The sequence below is a fragment of the Skermanella sp. genome, assembly GCF_059503625.1.
Genome location: NZ_JCACHA010000635.1, coordinates 1 through 14,818, shown reverse-complemented (window position 1 = coordinate 14,818; position 14,818 = coordinate 1). Strand labels below are relative to the sequence as shown.

14 protein-coding genes and 1 pseudogene are annotated in these 14,818 nt (G+C 64.2%); 9 read left to right on the top strand and 6 right to left on the bottom strand.

Going from position 1 to position 14,818, the window contains the following annotated elements:
• Window positions 1–181 (top strand): annotated as a pseudogene (locus tag AC5JJ6_RS18950) (C4-dicarboxylate ABC transporter); the annotation flags it as partial.
• 57 nt (window positions 182–238) lie between these two features.
• On the opposite strand, the gene AC5JJ6_RS18945 reads toward AC5JJ6_RS18950, so the two are convergent.
• The gene (locus tag AC5JJ6_RS18945) at window positions 239–589 is read right to left on the bottom strand and encodes a hypothetical protein (protein WP_496043545.1); all 351 of its coding nucleotides are present in this window, start codon (window positions 587–589) and stop codon (window positions 239–241) included.
• A 222-nt stretch (window positions 590–811) separates the two neighbouring features.
• Between AC5JJ6_RS18945 and serA the strand changes: the two genes are divergently transcribed.
• The 6 genes from serA (at window position 812) to AC5JJ6_RS18915 (ending at window position 7,679) form a co-directional block, all read left to right on the top strand.
• Window positions 812–2,056 carry a phosphoglycerate dehydrogenase gene (serA, locus tag AC5JJ6_RS18940; protein WP_496043544.1) on the top strand — a complete coding sequence of 415 codons (1,245 nt, stop codon included), beginning with the start codon at window positions 812–814 and terminating at the stop codon, window positions 2,054–2,056.
• A 375-nt stretch (window positions 2,057–2,431) separates the two neighbouring features.
• Window positions 2,432–3,469 (top strand): Bug family tripartite tricarboxylate transporter substrate binding protein, encoded by a 1,038-nt coding sequence (locus AC5JJ6_RS18935; RefSeq protein WP_496043543.1) that lies wholly within the window; start codon window positions 2,432–2,434, stop codon window positions 3,467–3,469.
• Window positions 3,470–3,584: 115 nt separating this feature from the next.
• Complete coding sequence (locus tag AC5JJ6_RS18930) at window positions 3,585–4,556, top strand: tripartite tricarboxylate transporter substrate binding protein BugD (protein WP_496043542.1); 972 nt, start codon at window positions 3,585–3,587, stop codon at window positions 4,554–4,556.
• Window positions 4,557–4,712: 156 nt separating this feature from the next.
• Window positions 4,713–5,276: a tripartite tricarboxylate transporter TctB family protein gene (locus AC5JJ6_RS18925; protein WP_496043541.1), complete on the top strand. Its 564-nt coding sequence runs from the start codon at window positions 4,713–4,715 to the stop codon at window positions 5,274–5,276.
• A 12-nt stretch (window positions 5,277–5,288) separates the two neighbouring features.
• Window positions 5,289–6,788 (top strand): tripartite tricarboxylate transporter permease, encoded by a 1,500-nt coding sequence (locus AC5JJ6_RS18920; protein WP_496043540.1) that lies wholly within the window; start codon window positions 5,289–5,291, stop codon window positions 6,786–6,788.
• A 48-nt stretch (window positions 6,789–6,836) separates the two neighbouring features.
• Window positions 6,837–7,679, top strand: coding sequence for a universal stress protein (locus AC5JJ6_RS18915; RefSeq protein WP_496043539.1), 843 nt, complete (start codon window positions 6,837–6,839; stop codon window positions 7,677–7,679).
• A gap of 72 nt (window positions 7,680–7,751) precedes the next feature.
• On the opposite strand, the gene AC5JJ6_RS18910 is transcribed toward AC5JJ6_RS18915, so the two are convergent.
• Window positions 7,752–9,164: a cation:proton antiporter gene (locus AC5JJ6_RS18910; protein ID WP_496043538.1), complete on the bottom strand. Its 1,413-nt coding sequence runs from the start codon at window positions 9,162–9,164 to the stop codon at window positions 7,752–7,754.
• A gap of 260 nt (window positions 9,165–9,424) precedes the next feature.
• Here AC5JJ6_RS18910 and AC5JJ6_RS18905 point away from each other — a divergent pair, with 260 nt between their 5' ends.
• Window positions 9,425–11,248, top strand: a complete 1,824-nt coding sequence (locus AC5JJ6_RS18905; protein WP_496043537.1) for a DEAD/DEAH box helicase — start codon at window positions 9,425–9,427, stop codon at window positions 11,246–11,248.
• Between the two features lie 9 nt (window positions 11,249–11,257).
• Here the strand turns inward: AC5JJ6_RS18905 and AC5JJ6_RS18900 are convergent, their stop codons facing one another.
• Window positions 11,258–11,686: a HEPN domain-containing protein gene (locus tag AC5JJ6_RS18900; RefSeq protein WP_496043536.1), complete on the bottom strand. Its 429-nt coding sequence runs from the start codon at window positions 11,684–11,686 to the stop codon at window positions 11,258–11,260.
• Window positions 11,683–12,180, bottom strand: coding sequence for a nucleotidyltransferase family protein (locus tag AC5JJ6_RS18895; RefSeq protein ID WP_496043535.1), 498 nt, complete (start codon window positions 12,178–12,180; stop codon window positions 11,683–11,685). The genes AC5JJ6_RS18900 and AC5JJ6_RS18895 overlap by 4 nt, the downstream gene beginning before the upstream one ends.
• Before the next feature lie 144 nt (window positions 12,181–12,324).
• Between AC5JJ6_RS18895 and AC5JJ6_RS18890 the strand changes: the two genes are divergently transcribed.
• Window positions 12,325–12,510, top strand: coding sequence for a hypothetical protein (locus AC5JJ6_RS18890; protein ID WP_496043534.1), 186 nt, complete (start codon window positions 12,325–12,327; stop codon window positions 12,508–12,510).
• Window positions 12,511–12,517: 7 nt separating this feature from the next.
• On the opposite strand, the gene AC5JJ6_RS18885 is transcribed toward AC5JJ6_RS18890, so the two are convergent.
• Together AC5JJ6_RS18885 and AC5JJ6_RS18880 are read right to left on the bottom strand one after the other, a co-directional pair.
• A complete protein-coding gene (locus tag AC5JJ6_RS18885; RefSeq protein ID WP_496043533.1) occupies window positions 12,518–13,699 on the bottom strand; it encodes a trans-sulfuration enzyme family protein in 1,182 nt (393 codons plus the stop codon).
• The coding region (locus AC5JJ6_RS18880; RefSeq protein WP_496043532.1) for a pyridoxal-phosphate dependent enzyme at window positions 13,699–14,818 on the bottom strand (1,120 nt) is incomplete at its 5' end. The genes AC5JJ6_RS18885 and AC5JJ6_RS18880, both read right to left, overlap by 1 nt.

Genomic DNA, 14,818 nt, shown 5'->3' with positions numbered 1-14,818 from the left:
GCCGGAAGCCGTCCTTCAGGCCCAGTTGAAGGCTTGGGACAATGTGGTCGCCAAGCTGTCCGCCGACCCGTTCTTCGCGAAGGTGATCGACAGCCAGAAGACCTGGGCCAAGCAGGTCGTCGGCTTCGAAATGGAATGGGAAGTTCCGCGCGAACCCGCCTACAAGCACTTCTTTTCCTGACGGGAGCGGCGATCATCGGGCCGGCGGCGGGCATTGCCCGCCGCCGGCCGTTGCTTTTCAGCCGGCCAGGGAAAACCGGCGGGGAGGCAGGCGCAGGACATGGTCGGGCGCCCTGTCGTGGAACGCCTTCACCGCTTCCACGATGCGGCGGGCCAGCATGTCGGTCATGTCGAGATGTGCCGCGCACTTCTCCGGCACTATGATGTCGATATCGTGGTCGTACCCCAAGTCCGTCGTCCGGACATCGACATCCTCAAGCTTGGGCCGTAGATGGTCCGCGAGCTTTACCGCGTAGTCCTGCGGATCGAACCGGTCGTTCCAGTCCCGGTCCGCATTGAGCCGGTTGGTGCTCAGAGTGATTTCTATCCTGATCATGTCGTTCTCGACACCCAGAGCGGCCAAGTTCAAGGCGGTACGTCTCCTTGAATCCGAAGGTAAATCGGCGATCCTCTACAAATCGTTTCTAACACGGATCGTTTCCCATCCGTCCCGCTATGCCGTGAGGTCGCAGCAGCCAACCAACATTTGATTACGACGGGAAAATAAGCAGAATGACGCGCTCTCGCTCCGCCCCGTATCCCGGTTCAAGACCGATACACAGGGCGCCAGTCCATCGTATGGAAGTTCGAAATGCCGAAATTGTCGTTCCCCAAGGAAAAGATCTCGATCCTTCTGCTCGAGGGGATTCACGATAACGCCGTCGCCGATCTGGCCGACCACGGCTATACCAACGTCACCCGGCTGCCCAAGGCGCTGGACGAACGTGACCTGATCGAACAACTGGCCGGCGTCCATATGCTGGGCATCCGCTCGCGCTCGCAGCTTACGGAAAAGGTGCTGCGCGAAGCGGATAAACTGATGGCCATCGGGTGCTTCTGCATCGGCACCAATCAGGTGAACCTGCCCGTGGCGCGCCGGCTGGGTATCCCGGTGTTCAACGCGCCGCACAGCAATACCCGCAGCGTCGCGGAACTGGTGATGGGCGAGATCATCATGCTGATGCGGGGGATCTGGGACAAGTCGCGCATCGTCCACGAGGGCGGCTGGATGAAGTCGGCCAAGGATAGCTACGAGATCCGCGGCAAGGTGCTGGGGATCGTCGGCTACGGCCATATCGGAACGCAGCTTTCCGTCATCGCCGAAGCGCTCGGCATGCGGGTGCGCTTCTTCGACGTGCAGAAGAAGCTGGCGCTCGGCAACGCCCAGTCCTGCCGCACCCTGGACGAGTTGCTGACCTTGTCGGACGTGGTCAGCCTGCACGTGCCGGACACCGCCCAGACCCGCAACATGATCGGGACTGAACAACTCAAGGCGATGAAGAAGGGCAGCTACCTGATCAACGCCGCGCGCGGCAGCATCATAGACATCGACGCCCTTGCCGCCGCCCTCAAGTCGCGCCACGTGCTCGGCGCCGCGATCGACGTCTTCCCGGAGGAGCCGGCCGGCGATGCCGACGAGTTCGTCAGCCCCTTGCGCAACCTGCCCAACGTGATCCTGACGCCGCATATCGGCGGATCGACCATGGAAGCGCAAGCCAATATCGGCAACGAGGTCGCGCGCAAGCTGATCGAGTATTCCGACAACGGTTCGACCATGGGTGCCGTCAACTTCCCCGAAGTGCAGCTTCCCGTGCGCGAAAGCGGGGTCCGCTTCCTGCATATCCACGCCAACGTCCCAGGCATCCTGCGCAAGCTCAACGAAGTGTTCTCCTCGCGCGGGCTCAACATGGCGGCCCAGTACCTCCAGACCGATCCGGAAATCGGCTACGTCGTGTTCGACGTCGACGGTGAAGTGGACGACCAGGAGATCCTCGCCGACATTCGCGCCATCGACGGCACGTTGCGGGCGCGAGTGCTCTACGACCGCCGCGCCTGAGCCGACAGCAGCGCCGCCAGGACCGCCCGGCTCAAAACCGGGCAGTCGTTCTTTCATCGAAAATCGGTGACAGTGTCGAATTGAATACTTAGCAGGAACGAACGGTTCGCTCAATCGGCGGCATGTGCCGCCGCTCCCATCTGCTTGAACACCGCTTATCCGCGCCAGCTCGCCTACCCCCGCCTGCAAACGCACCTTCGATGTTCCGCAAGCAAACTTTCTTCAAAGCTGATAGATTACGCTCAGTTGCGGTAAAGGGAGTTACACCGGGCGGAGACCCATTGGATCGGATGTGCAGCCGTATTCATCCTTCCTTGTAACGAGGAACGTGATAATCAAATCCGCAACGAGCAAGAATAGGCAGGAGGAGACAACATGAAACATCCGCGTTCCACGCCAAGCCCTTGGACCGCCTTATCTCGCCGCACCGTCCTGGGCCTCGGCGCCGGTCTTGGAGCGCTGGCATTGGGGGCGATGACCGGCCTTGCCACCGCTACCCCGGCAGCGGCACAGAGCGCTTATCCCAGCCGCCCCGTCACTCTCGTGGTGCCGTTCCCCGCCGGCGGTTCGACCGATCTCGTTGCGCGGCTGGTCGCCTCCAGGATGACTAGCGTGCTCGGTCAGCAGATCGTCGTCGAGAACAGGGGAGGCGCCGGCGGCAACCTCGGCTCGGCGGCCGTCGCCCGCGCGGAGCCCGACGGCTACACCATCCTGATGGGCACCGTCGCGACCCATGCGCTCAACCCTGCCCTTCAGAAGAAGATGCCCTACGACGCGGTCAAGGACTTCGCGCCGATCTCCCTGCTGGCGCTGATCCCCAACGTGCTGGTGGTGTCCAACGATTTCCCCGCCAAGAACGTCAAGGAGCTGATCGAGCTTCTGAAGGCCAAGCCGGGCGAATACAGCTACGCGTCCTCCGGCAACGGCACCCCGCTGCACCTGTCCGGCGAGTTGTTCAAGAGCATGGCCGGAGTAGACATGGTCCACGTCCCCTACAAGGGCGCCGGTCCCGCACTCGTGGACGTGATCGCGGGCCACGTGCCGATCATGTTCGATAACCTGCCGCCGTCGCTGGAACAGATCCGGGGCGGCAAGCTGCGCGGCCTTGCGGTCACGACCAAGGAGCGGGCGCCGTCGATCCCTGATCTGCCGACCATCGCGGAAACGCTGCCCGGCTATGAGACCTATAGCTGGAACGCCTTCTTCGCCCCGGCCGGCACGCCCAAGGCTGTGATCGACAAGCTTAACGCGGCGTCGCTCGCTGCCCTGAAGGACCCCGAGGTTTCCGCCAAGCTGGCCGACCTCAGCGCCACCGTGGTCGGCTCGACACCCGAGGAACTGGCGACCCACGTCAAGGACGAGCTTGCCAAATGGGCGCCCGTGGTGGCGGCCTCCGGCGCTCGCATCGACTGAAGCGTCCCGATCCATCCACCCCTCCCTCAACTCCAACCCCAAGCAAGCAAAGTGGCGCCCAGCCTCCAAGGCCCAGGAGCGCCACACCCAGATGAGCTGGGAGGCTCAAACACGAATGCGTAGATTGACCCTGATCGCTGCGGCCCTTGCCCTCTTCGCCGGCACGGCCGCCGCTCAATCCGACTATCCGACCCGTCCGATCACCGTCATCGTGCCGTTCACCGCCGGCGGCCCAACCGACACCGTGGCCCGTCTGGTGGCCGAACCGATGACGCGGTCGCTGGGACAGCAGGTCATCATCGAGAACGTCGGCGGCGCCGGCGGCACCCTTGGCGCCCGGCGGGTGGCGACCGCCGATCCGGACGGCTACACGCTCCTGCTGCACCACATCGGTCAGGCAACCAGCGCCTCGCTGTACCGCAAGCTGTCCTACAGCCCGGCCAAGGACTTCGCCGGCATCGGGCTGATCACCGACGTGCCGATGACCATCATCTCCCGCGCCGATTTCCCGGCCGCCTCGATCAAGGAGCTGATCGAGACCATCAAGACGAAGAAGCAGGACATCACGCTGGCCAATGCCGGTGTCGGCGCAGTGTCTCACCTCTGCGGCATGCTGCTTCAGTCGGCGCTCGGCGTGCAGATGACCACCGTTCCCTACAAGGGCACCGGTCCGGCGATGACCGACATCCTCGGCGGTCAGGTCGACCTGCTGTGCGACCAGACCACCAACACGACCGGCCACATCAATACTGGCAAGGTCAAGGCCTATGCCGTGACCACCAAGGAACGCCTCAAGACCCTGCCGAACCTGCCGACCATGGACGAATCGGGCGTCAAGAGCTTCGAAGTGGTGGCGTGGCACGGCCTCTATGCGCCCAAGGGTACGCCGAAGGCGGTCGTCGACAAGCTGGCCGCCGCCCTCCAGGGCGCGCTGAAGGATGAGAAAGTGATTGCCCGGCTGGCCGACCTCGGGGCCGAGCCGGTCTCGCAGGAAGCAGCCACTCCGGCAGCGCTCGACAAGTACCTCGCCGATGAAATCGCCAAGTGGAAGCCGGTGATCGAATCCGCGGGGGTTTACGCCGACTGACGATTCGGTTTAACTGCTGGGTTGGATCGGTTCCCGAGGGGGAGGTGCTGTCTTACGGCGGCCCCTCCCCCTCGGGAACTTTCCAACGGAAAAGTCCAAGAACGACAGACAAGTACCGGATCGAATGATCAAAAGGTACGGGGGAGGCAAAAAGCCATGGCTGCAATGATGGAGAAGCCGAGGGACGTCGTCAGCGGGGTGGTCGTGATGGCTATCGGCGCCGGCTTCCTGCTGAACGGCCTGGAGTTGGAACGCGGCAGTTCCTTCCGGATGGGTCCGGGCTATTTCCCGACGGTGCTCAGCGTCCTGATGATCGGCCTCGGAATGCTGATCACGGTCCTGGCGATCCGCAAGCCGGCGACGGACAGCGGATTCGGCGGGTTGCCCTGGAAGGGGCTGGTCCTGATCATCGGCGCCACTGTGTTGTTCGGCTTCACCCTGCGCGGTCTTGGGCTGGCACCCGTCCTGGCGATCACGGTCCTCGCGACCGCCTGGGCAAGCCGCTACGCGACGTTGCGCGCCTCGGTACCGCTGGCTCTCGGCCTCGCGGCCTTCTGCGCCTTCCTCTTCATCAAGCTGCTGGGACTGCCGCTGCCGTTGACCGGCCCCTGGCTGTCGGCTTCCTACTGGTCGCCGCCGGAAACGACCTCTTCCGTCACGGTACCCGTGGAAGAAGCAGCACCCTCCTCCGACGCCACCCGCACCGTCGCGACCCGATAGGAGATCCCTACAATGGAATTGCTCGGCGATCTCGGGATCGGCTTCGCAACGGCGTTCAGTCCCTACAATCTTCTCTACTGTTTCATCGGCGTGCTGCTCGGCACGGCGGTCGGCGTGCTGCCGGGGCTCGGCCCCGTCGCCACCATCGCGATGCTGCTGCCGATCACCTTCGGCCTGCCGCCGGTTTCCGCCCTGATCATGCTGGCCGGCATCTATTACGGCGCGCAGTACGGCGGCTCGACCACGGCGATCCTGATCAACCTGCCGGGCGAGAGTTCGAGCGTCGTGACAGCGATCGACGGCTATCAGATGGCCAAACAGGGCCGTGCCGGCCCGGCGCTCGCCACCGCAGCCCTTGGTTCGTTCTTCGCCGGAACGGTCGCGACCTTCCTGCTCGTTCTCGCGGCGCCGCCGCTGGCGGAAGTGGCGCTCAAGTTCGGTCCGGCGGAATACTTCTCGCTGATGGTCCTCGGCCTCGTGGCCTCCGTGGCGCTCGCCAGCGGCTCGCTGCTCAAGGCCTTCACGATGATCGTGCTAGGATTGCTGCTGGGTCTTGTGGGCAGCGATGTCGAGACGGGTACGCAACGCTTTACCTTCGACATGCCGGAATTGGCCGACGGGCTCAACTTCGTGGCGCTGAGCATGGGCGTCTTCGGCTTGGGCGAGATCCTGCGCAACCTGGAACACGAGCACAGCCGCAGCGTCATGGTCAAGCACGTCAGCGGCCTGATGCTGTCCAAATCCGACTTCAAGCGGATCATCGGCCCTGTCCTGCGGGGTACCGGCCTGGGATCGGTCCTCGGCATCCTGCCCGGCGGCGGCGCCATGCTGGCGTCGTTCGCCGCCTATACGATGGAAAAGAAGATCTCGCCCAACAGGGCGCAGTTCGGCAAGGGAGCGATCGAAGGCGTCGCGGCGCCTGAATCGGCCAACAATGCCGGTGCGCAGACATCCTTCATCCCGATGCTGACGCTGGGCATCCCGTCGAACCCCGTCATGGCCTTGATGATCGGCGCGATGATCATCCAGGGCATCACGCCCGGTCCCAACGTCGTCACCGACGAACCGGAGCTGTTCTGGGGCATGATCGTGTCGATGTGGATCGGCAACCTCATGCTGGTGCTGCTCAACCTGCCGCTGATCGGACTGTGGGTCCGGATGCTGACGATCCCGTACCACCTGCTTTTCCCGGCCATCATCGCGTTCTGCTGCATTGGCGGCTTCAGCGTCAACAACAGCGTGTTCGACGTCTTCATCATGGCCCTGTTCGGCGTAGTCGGCTACACGCTGATCAAGCTGGACTTCGAGCCGGCGCCCCTGCTGCTCGGCTTCGTCCTGGGTCCCATGCTGGAAGAGAACCTGCGCCGCGCCATGCTGCTCAGCCGGGGCAGCCCGATGGTCTTCATCACGCATCCCCTCAGTCTCGGCCTGCTGACGGTAGCGGCCGCACTGCTGCTGGTCGTCGTCCTGCCCTCGGTCCGCTCGAAGCGCGAGGAAGCCTTCAGCGAGTAGCCCCCACAGGCTCATCCACCGCCCGCCCCTTTCCCGATGGAGCAACCGATGTCGATCAAGGATCTTCTGGTTCACGTCGATCAGTCCCCGGCAACGGCGACACGCCTTGACGCCGCGCTGGACCTTGGCGAGCGTTTCGGCGCCCATGTCACGGCCCTTCACCTGATCGCGGAACCGTTCATGCGCTCCATGGCCGGCTATCACCTGCCGGCCGACATCCTGAAGGAGCACCTTCGTCACGCGGAAGCGGAGGCCGAACAGGTCTTCGCCCAGGCCCGCGAAGCCGCCCAGCATCGTGGAATCTCCCTGGAGACGCGGGTCGAATCCGGTTCTCTCGACCGCCTGCCGGCGCTCTTCGCCCGCAACGCCCGCAATGCCGACCTGATCGTCGTGGGCGAGCCCAACCCGGAGGCCGGCGGCGCCGACGAGACGCTGCTGGTCGAAGCCGCTTTCATGGACACAGGCCGTCCGGCCCTGGTCATCCCCCAGGCCGGCGCCGTCAAGCTACCGCCCGAACGGGTCATGATCGCATGGGACGGCTCGCGCGAGGCGGCCCGCGCGGTTCACGACAGCATGCCCCTGCTTCGCCTTGCGGAGGAAGTCGTCGTCCTGATCGTGGACGCCAACAAGCTGGGTCCCCGCTTCGGCCAGACCCCCGGCGCCGGCATCGTGGCGCATCTCGGCCGTCACGAAGTGGCAGCCCGGATCGCACAAGTGCAGAGCGGCGGCAGCGCCATCACCGACCTGATCCTTGCCGAAGCCAAATCGGCCGGGGCCGATCTGATCGTCATGGGCGGCTACGGCCACTCCCGCCTGCGCGAACTGATGCTGGGCGGCGTCACCCGTCACATGATCGAACGGATGATGCTGCCGGTCCTGCTGGCACATTGAAACGGCAACCGCCGCGCCGATGAGGCGCGGCGGATTCACGGGCGCCTGCGGAAACTCACCCTGCGTTTGCGGCTATGATGATCTGCCGGCGCCGCAGTTCTCGGGCTCTCGCTTTCGATCCGGTTCCGGCTCCGGCTCACCGCTCGGTCCCTTCCCTTGCTCGTGCAGAGGACTGCGGACTGAAGCGCCGTGCGGCTTCGCCCCGCCTTTGAACCGTTTCGGGTCTTTCTGCCGCCACCACGCATCAAGCCGGTTCATGACCGGCGTCACCGTCATGCCGTGGATCAGGATCGAGCACATCACCACGAAGCCGGTCACGGCCCACAGGATCTCCTTCTCCGCCAGCGCCGTGTGGTTGACTGCGTAGGCCAGGTAATAGAACGATCCGATCCCCCGGATACCGAACAAGCCGATCACGAAGCGCTCCGACATCGGCAAGCCCGATCCCGTCAGCGCGATCAGCCCTGCCACTGGCCGCACCAGGAACACGAAGGCCAGACCGGCGAGCATCGCCTCCCATGTCAGCGCCGACAGCAGTCCGCCGGCGATGGCGCCGCCGAACAGGACCAGCACGACCATCATCAGCAGTTTCTCGATCTGCTCCGAAAACGTGTGCAGGCTTTCATGGAAGTCATGCGACCGCTCGGTATGGCGCAGCGTCACCGCCGCGACGAATACCGCCAGAAATCCGTAGCCGTGGACCAACTCGGTTACGCCATAGGAGACCAGCGTTATCCCGAGCGCCGCCAGTCCCTCGCGCGTATCGGCGATCCGCGTCTCGGCGGGCAGACGGAACGCGAGCCACCCCAGTACTCTGCCGACGATCCAGCCCACGACCAGACCTGCAGCCAGTTTCCAGACGACATCGACCGCCAGCCACTCCGCCATCCACCAGTCGGGCGTCAGCCAGTTCGCCGCACCCGCGCCCACGGTAGCGGTGCTGGCCGCCATCGCGATGGCGAAATTCGTGAAGGGAAACGCCAGCCCGTCGTTCAGGCCGGCTTCCGAGGTCAGGCTGAACCGCACCTCGTCCTCGCCGCCCGAGCGGGGCGGTCCGACCTGGATGTCCGCCGCCAGCACCGGATCGGTCGGCGCCAGGACGGCACCGAGCAGGATCGCAGCCGGAAGGGAAAGTCCCAGTATCCACATGCTTAAAAAGGTGATGCCCAGGATCGACAGAGGCATGGTGACACCCAGCAACAGCCAGGTAGTCCGCCACTCCTTCAATCCCATCGGCCGGTCCAGCTTCAGCCCCGCTCCCAGCAGCGCGATGATCACCACAAGCTCGGTAATGCGCTCGACGAAGCTCGACTGCACCAGGAAGTTCGGGTCCGGCCCCGTCCCCGGCACCATGAAAAGCCCGAACCCGAGCATGACGCAAAAGATCGGCAGCGACAGCGGAGCATTGCGCAGCAGCATGGGAAGCCATGCGATGGCCAGGATGACCACGCCAAGCCCGGTCAGGAGAACGATGTAAGAGTCCATGAAGCTTTCTGAAGTTTCGGCGCGATACCGCCCCTCTGCAACACTTCCCGCTGGCCGATGTGCCGGACAGCCCTCCGTGCGGCAGCCGCGCCAAGCGTCCTACTACACGGCGGTTACCAACAAAAGGTAGTATACCGCAACCCAGGATCATACTATGTTCATGGAACGTTACCGAAACTCCGGCGTTTCCCTCACCAGATTTCATCCTTGCCGACTTCCTCCCCAACTTCCTCCCGCTCAACCGGTCCCGCACGGAGCGCATGACACGGCCCTTCCGCCGACATCAGGAGATGGTCAACAACATCGTTGGCGCTATCGCCCGGCGCGAAACCGACGTGCGCGACATCCTCGCCGCAGTCACTCCCGGCGGCGGCAAAAGCCTTCTCCCCGTGATCGCCGCCGCCCGCCTGATCCAGTCCGGCGTAGCCGAACGCGTCTGCTGGATCGTGCCGCGCGACAGCCTGCGCCTTCAGGCGGAAGAGGCTTTCATCGATCCGCACTGGCGTACCGCCCTGGGCCATAACCTGACCGTCCGGGCTGCGGAAAATGCACCCGATCCGTGCCGGGGCCTGCAAGGCTACGTGACGACCTATCAGGCCGTGGCCGCAGCACCGGAGCTTCATTTGGCCGAGTTCCAGCGGCACAAGTACCTGATCGCGATCGACGAGCTTCACCACCTGCCCGCCCTCTCCGACCTCGACACGCTGACCACGGCGGCCGACGAGACCGCCTGGAGCCGGACCATCGTGCCGCTGCTGGAACTGTCCGCGGTACGCCTGCTGATGTCAGGCACGTTGCAGCGGACCGATGGCAAGGCGATCCTGTGGTTGCCCTACAGGAAGCCGCAGGGCATGCGGCGTGTCCGCGAAATCGACTTCACCGCCGACAACTGGGCGATCGTCGGCTACAGCCGCCGTCAGGCGCTGGCCGAACGGGCGGTCCTGCCGGTGACGTTCGGGGCGCTCGACGGCGATGCCGAATGGCGCGATCCGCTGTCGCAGGAGCGCAGCGTCGAAAGCCTGAGCCAGGCCGGAGAGTTGGCCCACGACGCCCTGTTCACCGTCCTGCGGACGGAATTCGCCGACGCCATGCTCCGCGTCGCCTACAACGCCTGCCGCGATCACCGCACCGCCCGCCGCAAGGCCATCGGCGCCCGGCCCGGCGACGATGTCCGGGGTCTCGGCAAGCTTCTGGTGGTGGCGCCCGATCAGGCGACCGCGTGGCGCTATGTCGAGCATTTGCGCAAGCCTTTCCCCGACGACCTCAAGCAACTGATGGTGCGGGCAGCCATGAGCGACGTTGCCGACGCCCAGCAAGCCATCGCCGAGTTCCGCATGCGCCCTTTTCCGGCAATCCTGGTGACGGTGTCGATGGCCTATGAGGGGATGGACTGCCCGGAAATCTCCCACATCGCCTGCCTGACCCATATCCGCTCCCGCCCCTGGCTGGAACAGATGATCGCCAGGGCGACCCGCGTCGATCCCCATGCCGGCGACTATGAGGGGCAGTCGGCACTGGTCTACCACCCCGACGACCCGATGTTCCGCGCCTTCCGCCACGACATCGAGACCGAACAGGGCACCAAGGCCCGCATCGTCCGCCGCCGCGCCCAGCACAGTCTGCCGCTGGAGGAGATCGAGCACAACCGCCCTCCGGCCATCACCCCCCTGCACAGCAACGCCACGGCTCTCCGCTTCGACGTCGTCGCACCCGGCCCCGATTTCGGCATAACGGCAGCGGCCAATGCCAGCTCCGGCACCCTGCCCCTGTTCGACCCGCCCTCCGTCGCCGAGCACCGCCTGCGCCAGCGGATCGGCCAGATGGTCGCCGCCCAGGTGATCGAGGACGAGGACGCCCACCTGATCCGCCGCAACTCCGGCTACCACGCCTACAACGCGATCCTGAAACGGGTGCTCGGCAAGAGCCGCGCCGAAATGCACCTGTCCGAACTGGAAGCCGCCGTCGGCTGGCTGGAACGCAACCGCCTCAGCGACCACGCCGGCCTGATCGAAAACGACCCCCAATACCGCTGGTCCGCCACCCGCCGCCCCGGTTCCATCCGGCTTGGGCCGCACAAGTTATGACGTCTGCGTTTAGCGGCGATTGCGAGCGGCGCGCTGGTCATCCTGCCTCTCTCGGCACCAGTCGGCGATCTCATCGACCAAAGCCAGGACCTCTTTCAGACCGCGATCGAGGTCGGCATCCTCCGGTTCGAACGGCATACCACCGCCCGGCGTCGGATACCGGAATTGGGTGGCATAACTGGTGAACTCGTCGAATGCCATCAAATCAGCACGCCAGACATGGTCTGGTGGGAGAAGTTGAGCCAGCGTACCCAGTTGATGGTGGCTTGAAGGAAAATGAATGCCTTCTACGGTTAACACTGCCTTCAGCAGTTTTTCTGCCGCTTGCTCGATGTTGAAGGCGCAATGCCTTGGGTGCTGATCCATCAACTTGGTTGCGACGACCAAATCCTCTCGCGCTATCTTGATAAAAGAGACGACCTTTCTCTCGGCGGTCATCTTGACGAGGCGTCCCGCGCCCTTGCGAGCGCACGGTCCTGGTAAAGGATACGTCCCTCTCGGGTCGCGCGGTTTACCAGACTGCCAGCTTCATCGCGTTCAGTCAGAAAATCGGACCAGGAACAAGGTACGACATCATAGCCCAAGCCGCAGGCAACAAGAGGCTCGGCCACCGAGAAACTGCTATAGGCTTTTTCAGGAAGTCCGTCGGGTAGAACGACCAGTAAATCGAAATCGCTATCCTCCCGGCAGTCGCCACGTGCCCTGCTGCCGAACAGCCAGATCATGCGCGGTCGCAGCTTCGCCACCAGCCTGTCCCGCAGGAACGCCATCGCCGCCGCCTCGTCGCGAAATGGCCCCACGGGCTTAGATCCAAGGCCCTTGAGCAGACTACGGACAGTCTCTTCCTTCCCTTCTTTCAGAAGTTCGGCAATCGACTGAAGAATATCACGATGTTCAGGAGCAGCCCGAACCGACTGTACCGGGAGAGCCACAGCAATCTCCGTATTACGAAACTATCATATCGTAATACAAAGCGCTTTCGTACAGCAAGAGGGAAAGGCAGTGCCTCAACCGCATAAACTCCGCTCCCAATTGTTGAGCGTAGACAACCAGACATTTGCCTCAGGAATCGACACATGACCGACGAAGCACAGGCCGCCGCGAAGGATCAGGAGCGCCTGAAGGGCGACAATACCATTCCGCAGGGCGGCGGAGAGGGCGGCAAGAAGGACACCACGACATCGGGCGGCACGGGCAGCAAGCAGGGGCCAGCCTCCGATGCCGACCCCAACCTGAAGCCGCGCAAGCCCGGCGACAGCTAAAGCCGGATCAAGCTGCGGAAACCGCCTTCAGGGCGGTTTCCAAATCCGCCCGCAGGTCCGATACGTCCTCCACCCCGACCGACAACCGGATCAACCCGTCGCTGATGCCCAGTGCTTGCCGCTGTTCCGGCGGAATGGTCGCATGGGTCATGATCGCGGGATGCTCGATCAGGCTTTCCACTCCCCCCAAGCTCTCGGCCAGCGCGAACAACTGCGTCCGCTCCAGCATCCGCTTGGTTTCCGCCAACCCGGCGTTCAGCTCGACGGTCACGATACCACCGAAGCCGTGCATCTGCCGGCGTGCCAACTCGTGCTGCGGATGGCTCTCCAACCCCGGATAGATCACCCGCTTGACCTCCGGCCGGGTTTCCAGCCAGCGCGACAGTTCCAGTGCGTTGCCGCAGTGGCGCTCCATCCTCAGTGCCAGCGTCTTCAGCCCGCGCAAAGCCAGGAAGCTGTCGAACGGTCCGCTGATCGCTCCGACCGCGTTCTGGAGGAACTTCATCTGGTCGCGCAGCTCGGCGTTCTCGCCTACCACGACCGTCCCGCCGACCATGTCGGAGTGGCCGTTCAAGTACTTGGTCGTGCTGTGGACGACCGCGTCGATGCCCAACTCGATCGGCCGCTGCACCCAGGGGCTGGCGAAGGTGTTGTCCGCGACCGTCCAGATACCGCGCTCCCTGGCGAACCGAGCGATGGCTTCCAGGTCGCTCAGCTTCAGCATCGGGTTGGTCGGAGTCTCTATCCAGATCAGCTTGGTCTCCGGCGTCACCGCCGCAGCCAAGGCATCCATATCAGCCAGATCGACATAGTCTATTCGAAGCCCCGCCGAGCGCTTCCGCACCCGCTCGAACAGGCGGAAGCTGCCGCCGTAGAGATCGTCGGACGCCACCACATGGGCGCCGGCATCCAGCGTCTCCAGCAGCGTCGAAATCCCGGCCAGCCCCGAAGCGAAGGCGAAGCCCGCCGTGCCGCTTTCCAGATCGGCGATGCAGCGCTCGAACGCCATGCGGGTCGGATTCTGGCTGCGCGCGTATTCGTACCCTTTGTGGACGCCGGGGCTTTCCTGAACGAAGGTCGAGGTGGCGTAGATCGGCATCATGACCGCCCCGGTCGATGGATCGGGGGATTGCCCGGCATGAATGACGCGGGTCGAAAAAGCCAGCCGGTTCGCGGAATTCACTGTCATCATTGCCCCAGGCGGAAGTGGTTGATCATGTCGACCCGCGTCACCAGCCCGATGAAACGGTCGTTCTCCGTGATGATGGCGACCCGGTCCGCCGCGAAGATCGGGAACAGCGCGTCGATCGGCGAGCGCGCGTCCAATGTCTGGAGCGAGCCGGTCATGGCGTCACGGACATTCCGCTGGAACGCCTTCGGCCCGCCATGTCCCGAGATATCCCGGAGCAGGTCGCTCTCGTCCACCAGTCCGACCAGCTTGCCGTCCTCGATCACCGGCAGCTGCGAGATATCGGCAGCCCTCATGCGGCTATAGGCGGTCCGCAGCGTGTCGTCGGGACCTACCGAAATCGTGCCGCCCCTGTCGTAGCGCCGCGTCACCAGATCGCGGACATCGCCGTAATGCGGCCGGTCGGTGAAGCCCTGTTCCAGCAGCCAAAAGTCGTTGAACATCTTGGACAGGTACTTATTGCCGCTGTCGCAGATGAAGGTGATCACCCGCTTCGGCACCGTCTGGTCCCGGCAGTAGCGCAGGGCCGCCGATACCAGCGTGCCGGAGGACGATCCGGCCAGGATGCCTTCCAGCACCAGCAGGTCGCGCGCCGTCTCGAAGCTTTCGCGGTCCGGGATGGTATAGGCCGACGTAACCAGCGACATGTCGGCGACCGGCGGTATGAAATCCTCGCCGATGCCCTCGACCGCCCAGGAGCCGGCCTCCTCGAGTTCGCCGGTCTTGACGTAGTGCGCCAGGACCGAGCCTTCCGGATCGGCCAGCACCATTTCCGTTTCCGGCGACACGCGCTTGAAGAAGCGCCCCAGCCCTGTCAGCGTGCCGCCCGAACCGACGCCGCACACGATAGCATCGACCTGTCCCTCCATCTGCCGCCAGATCTCCGGCGCCGTCGTGGTCTCGTGCGACAGCGGGTTGGCCTCGTTGCCGAACTGGTTGACGTAGAAGGCGTTGTCCAGACCGGCGGTGATTTCGTGGGCCAGATCCTGGTAATATTCGGGATGGCCCTTGCCGACATCCGACCGCGTGATCCGCACATCGGCGCCCAGTGCCCGCAGGTTCAGGACCTTCTCGCGCGCCATCTTGTCCGGAACCACCAGGATCAGCTTGTAACCCTTG

Coding starts and splice junctions, on each gene's coding strand:
- serA (WP_496043544.1), top strand. CDS start 812: ATGCCGAAATTGTCGTTCCCCAAGGAAAAGATCTCGATCCTTCTGCTC.
- AC5JJ6_RS18935 (WP_496043543.1), top strand. CDS start 2,432: ATGAAACATCCGCGTTCCACGCCAAGCCCTTGGACCGCCTTATCTCGC.
- AC5JJ6_RS18930 (WP_496043542.1), top strand. CDS start 3,585: ATGCGTAGATTGACCCTGATCGCTGCGGCCCTTGCCCTCTTCGCCGGC.
- AC5JJ6_RS18925 (WP_496043541.1), top strand. CDS start 4,713: ATGGCTGCAATGATGGAGAAGCCGAGGGACGTCGTCAGCGGGGTGGTC.
- AC5JJ6_RS18920 (WP_496043540.1), top strand. CDS start 5,289: ATGGAATTGCTCGGCGATCTCGGGATCGGCTTCGCAACGGCGTTCAGT.
- AC5JJ6_RS18915 (WP_496043539.1), top strand. CDS start 6,837: ATGTCGATCAAGGATCTTCTGGTTCACGTCGATCAGTCCCCGGCAACG.
- AC5JJ6_RS18910 (WP_496043538.1), bottom strand. CDS start 9,164: ATGGACTCTTACATCGTTCTCCTGACCGGGCTTGGCGTGGTCATCCTG.
- AC5JJ6_RS18905 (WP_496043537.1), top strand. CDS start 9,425: ATGACACGGCCCTTCCGCCGACATCAGGAGATGGTCAACAACATCGTT.
- AC5JJ6_RS18900 (WP_496043536.1), bottom strand. CDS start 11,686: ATGACCGCCGAGAGAAAGGTCGTCTCTTTTATCAAGATAGCGCGAGAG.
- AC5JJ6_RS18890 (WP_496043534.1), top strand. CDS start 12,325: ATGACCGACGAAGCACAGGCCGCCGCGAAGGATCAGGAGCGCCTGAAG.
- AC5JJ6_RS18885 (WP_496043533.1), bottom strand. CDS start 13,699: ATGACAGTGAATTCCGCGAACCGGCTGGCTTTTTCGACCCGCGTCATT.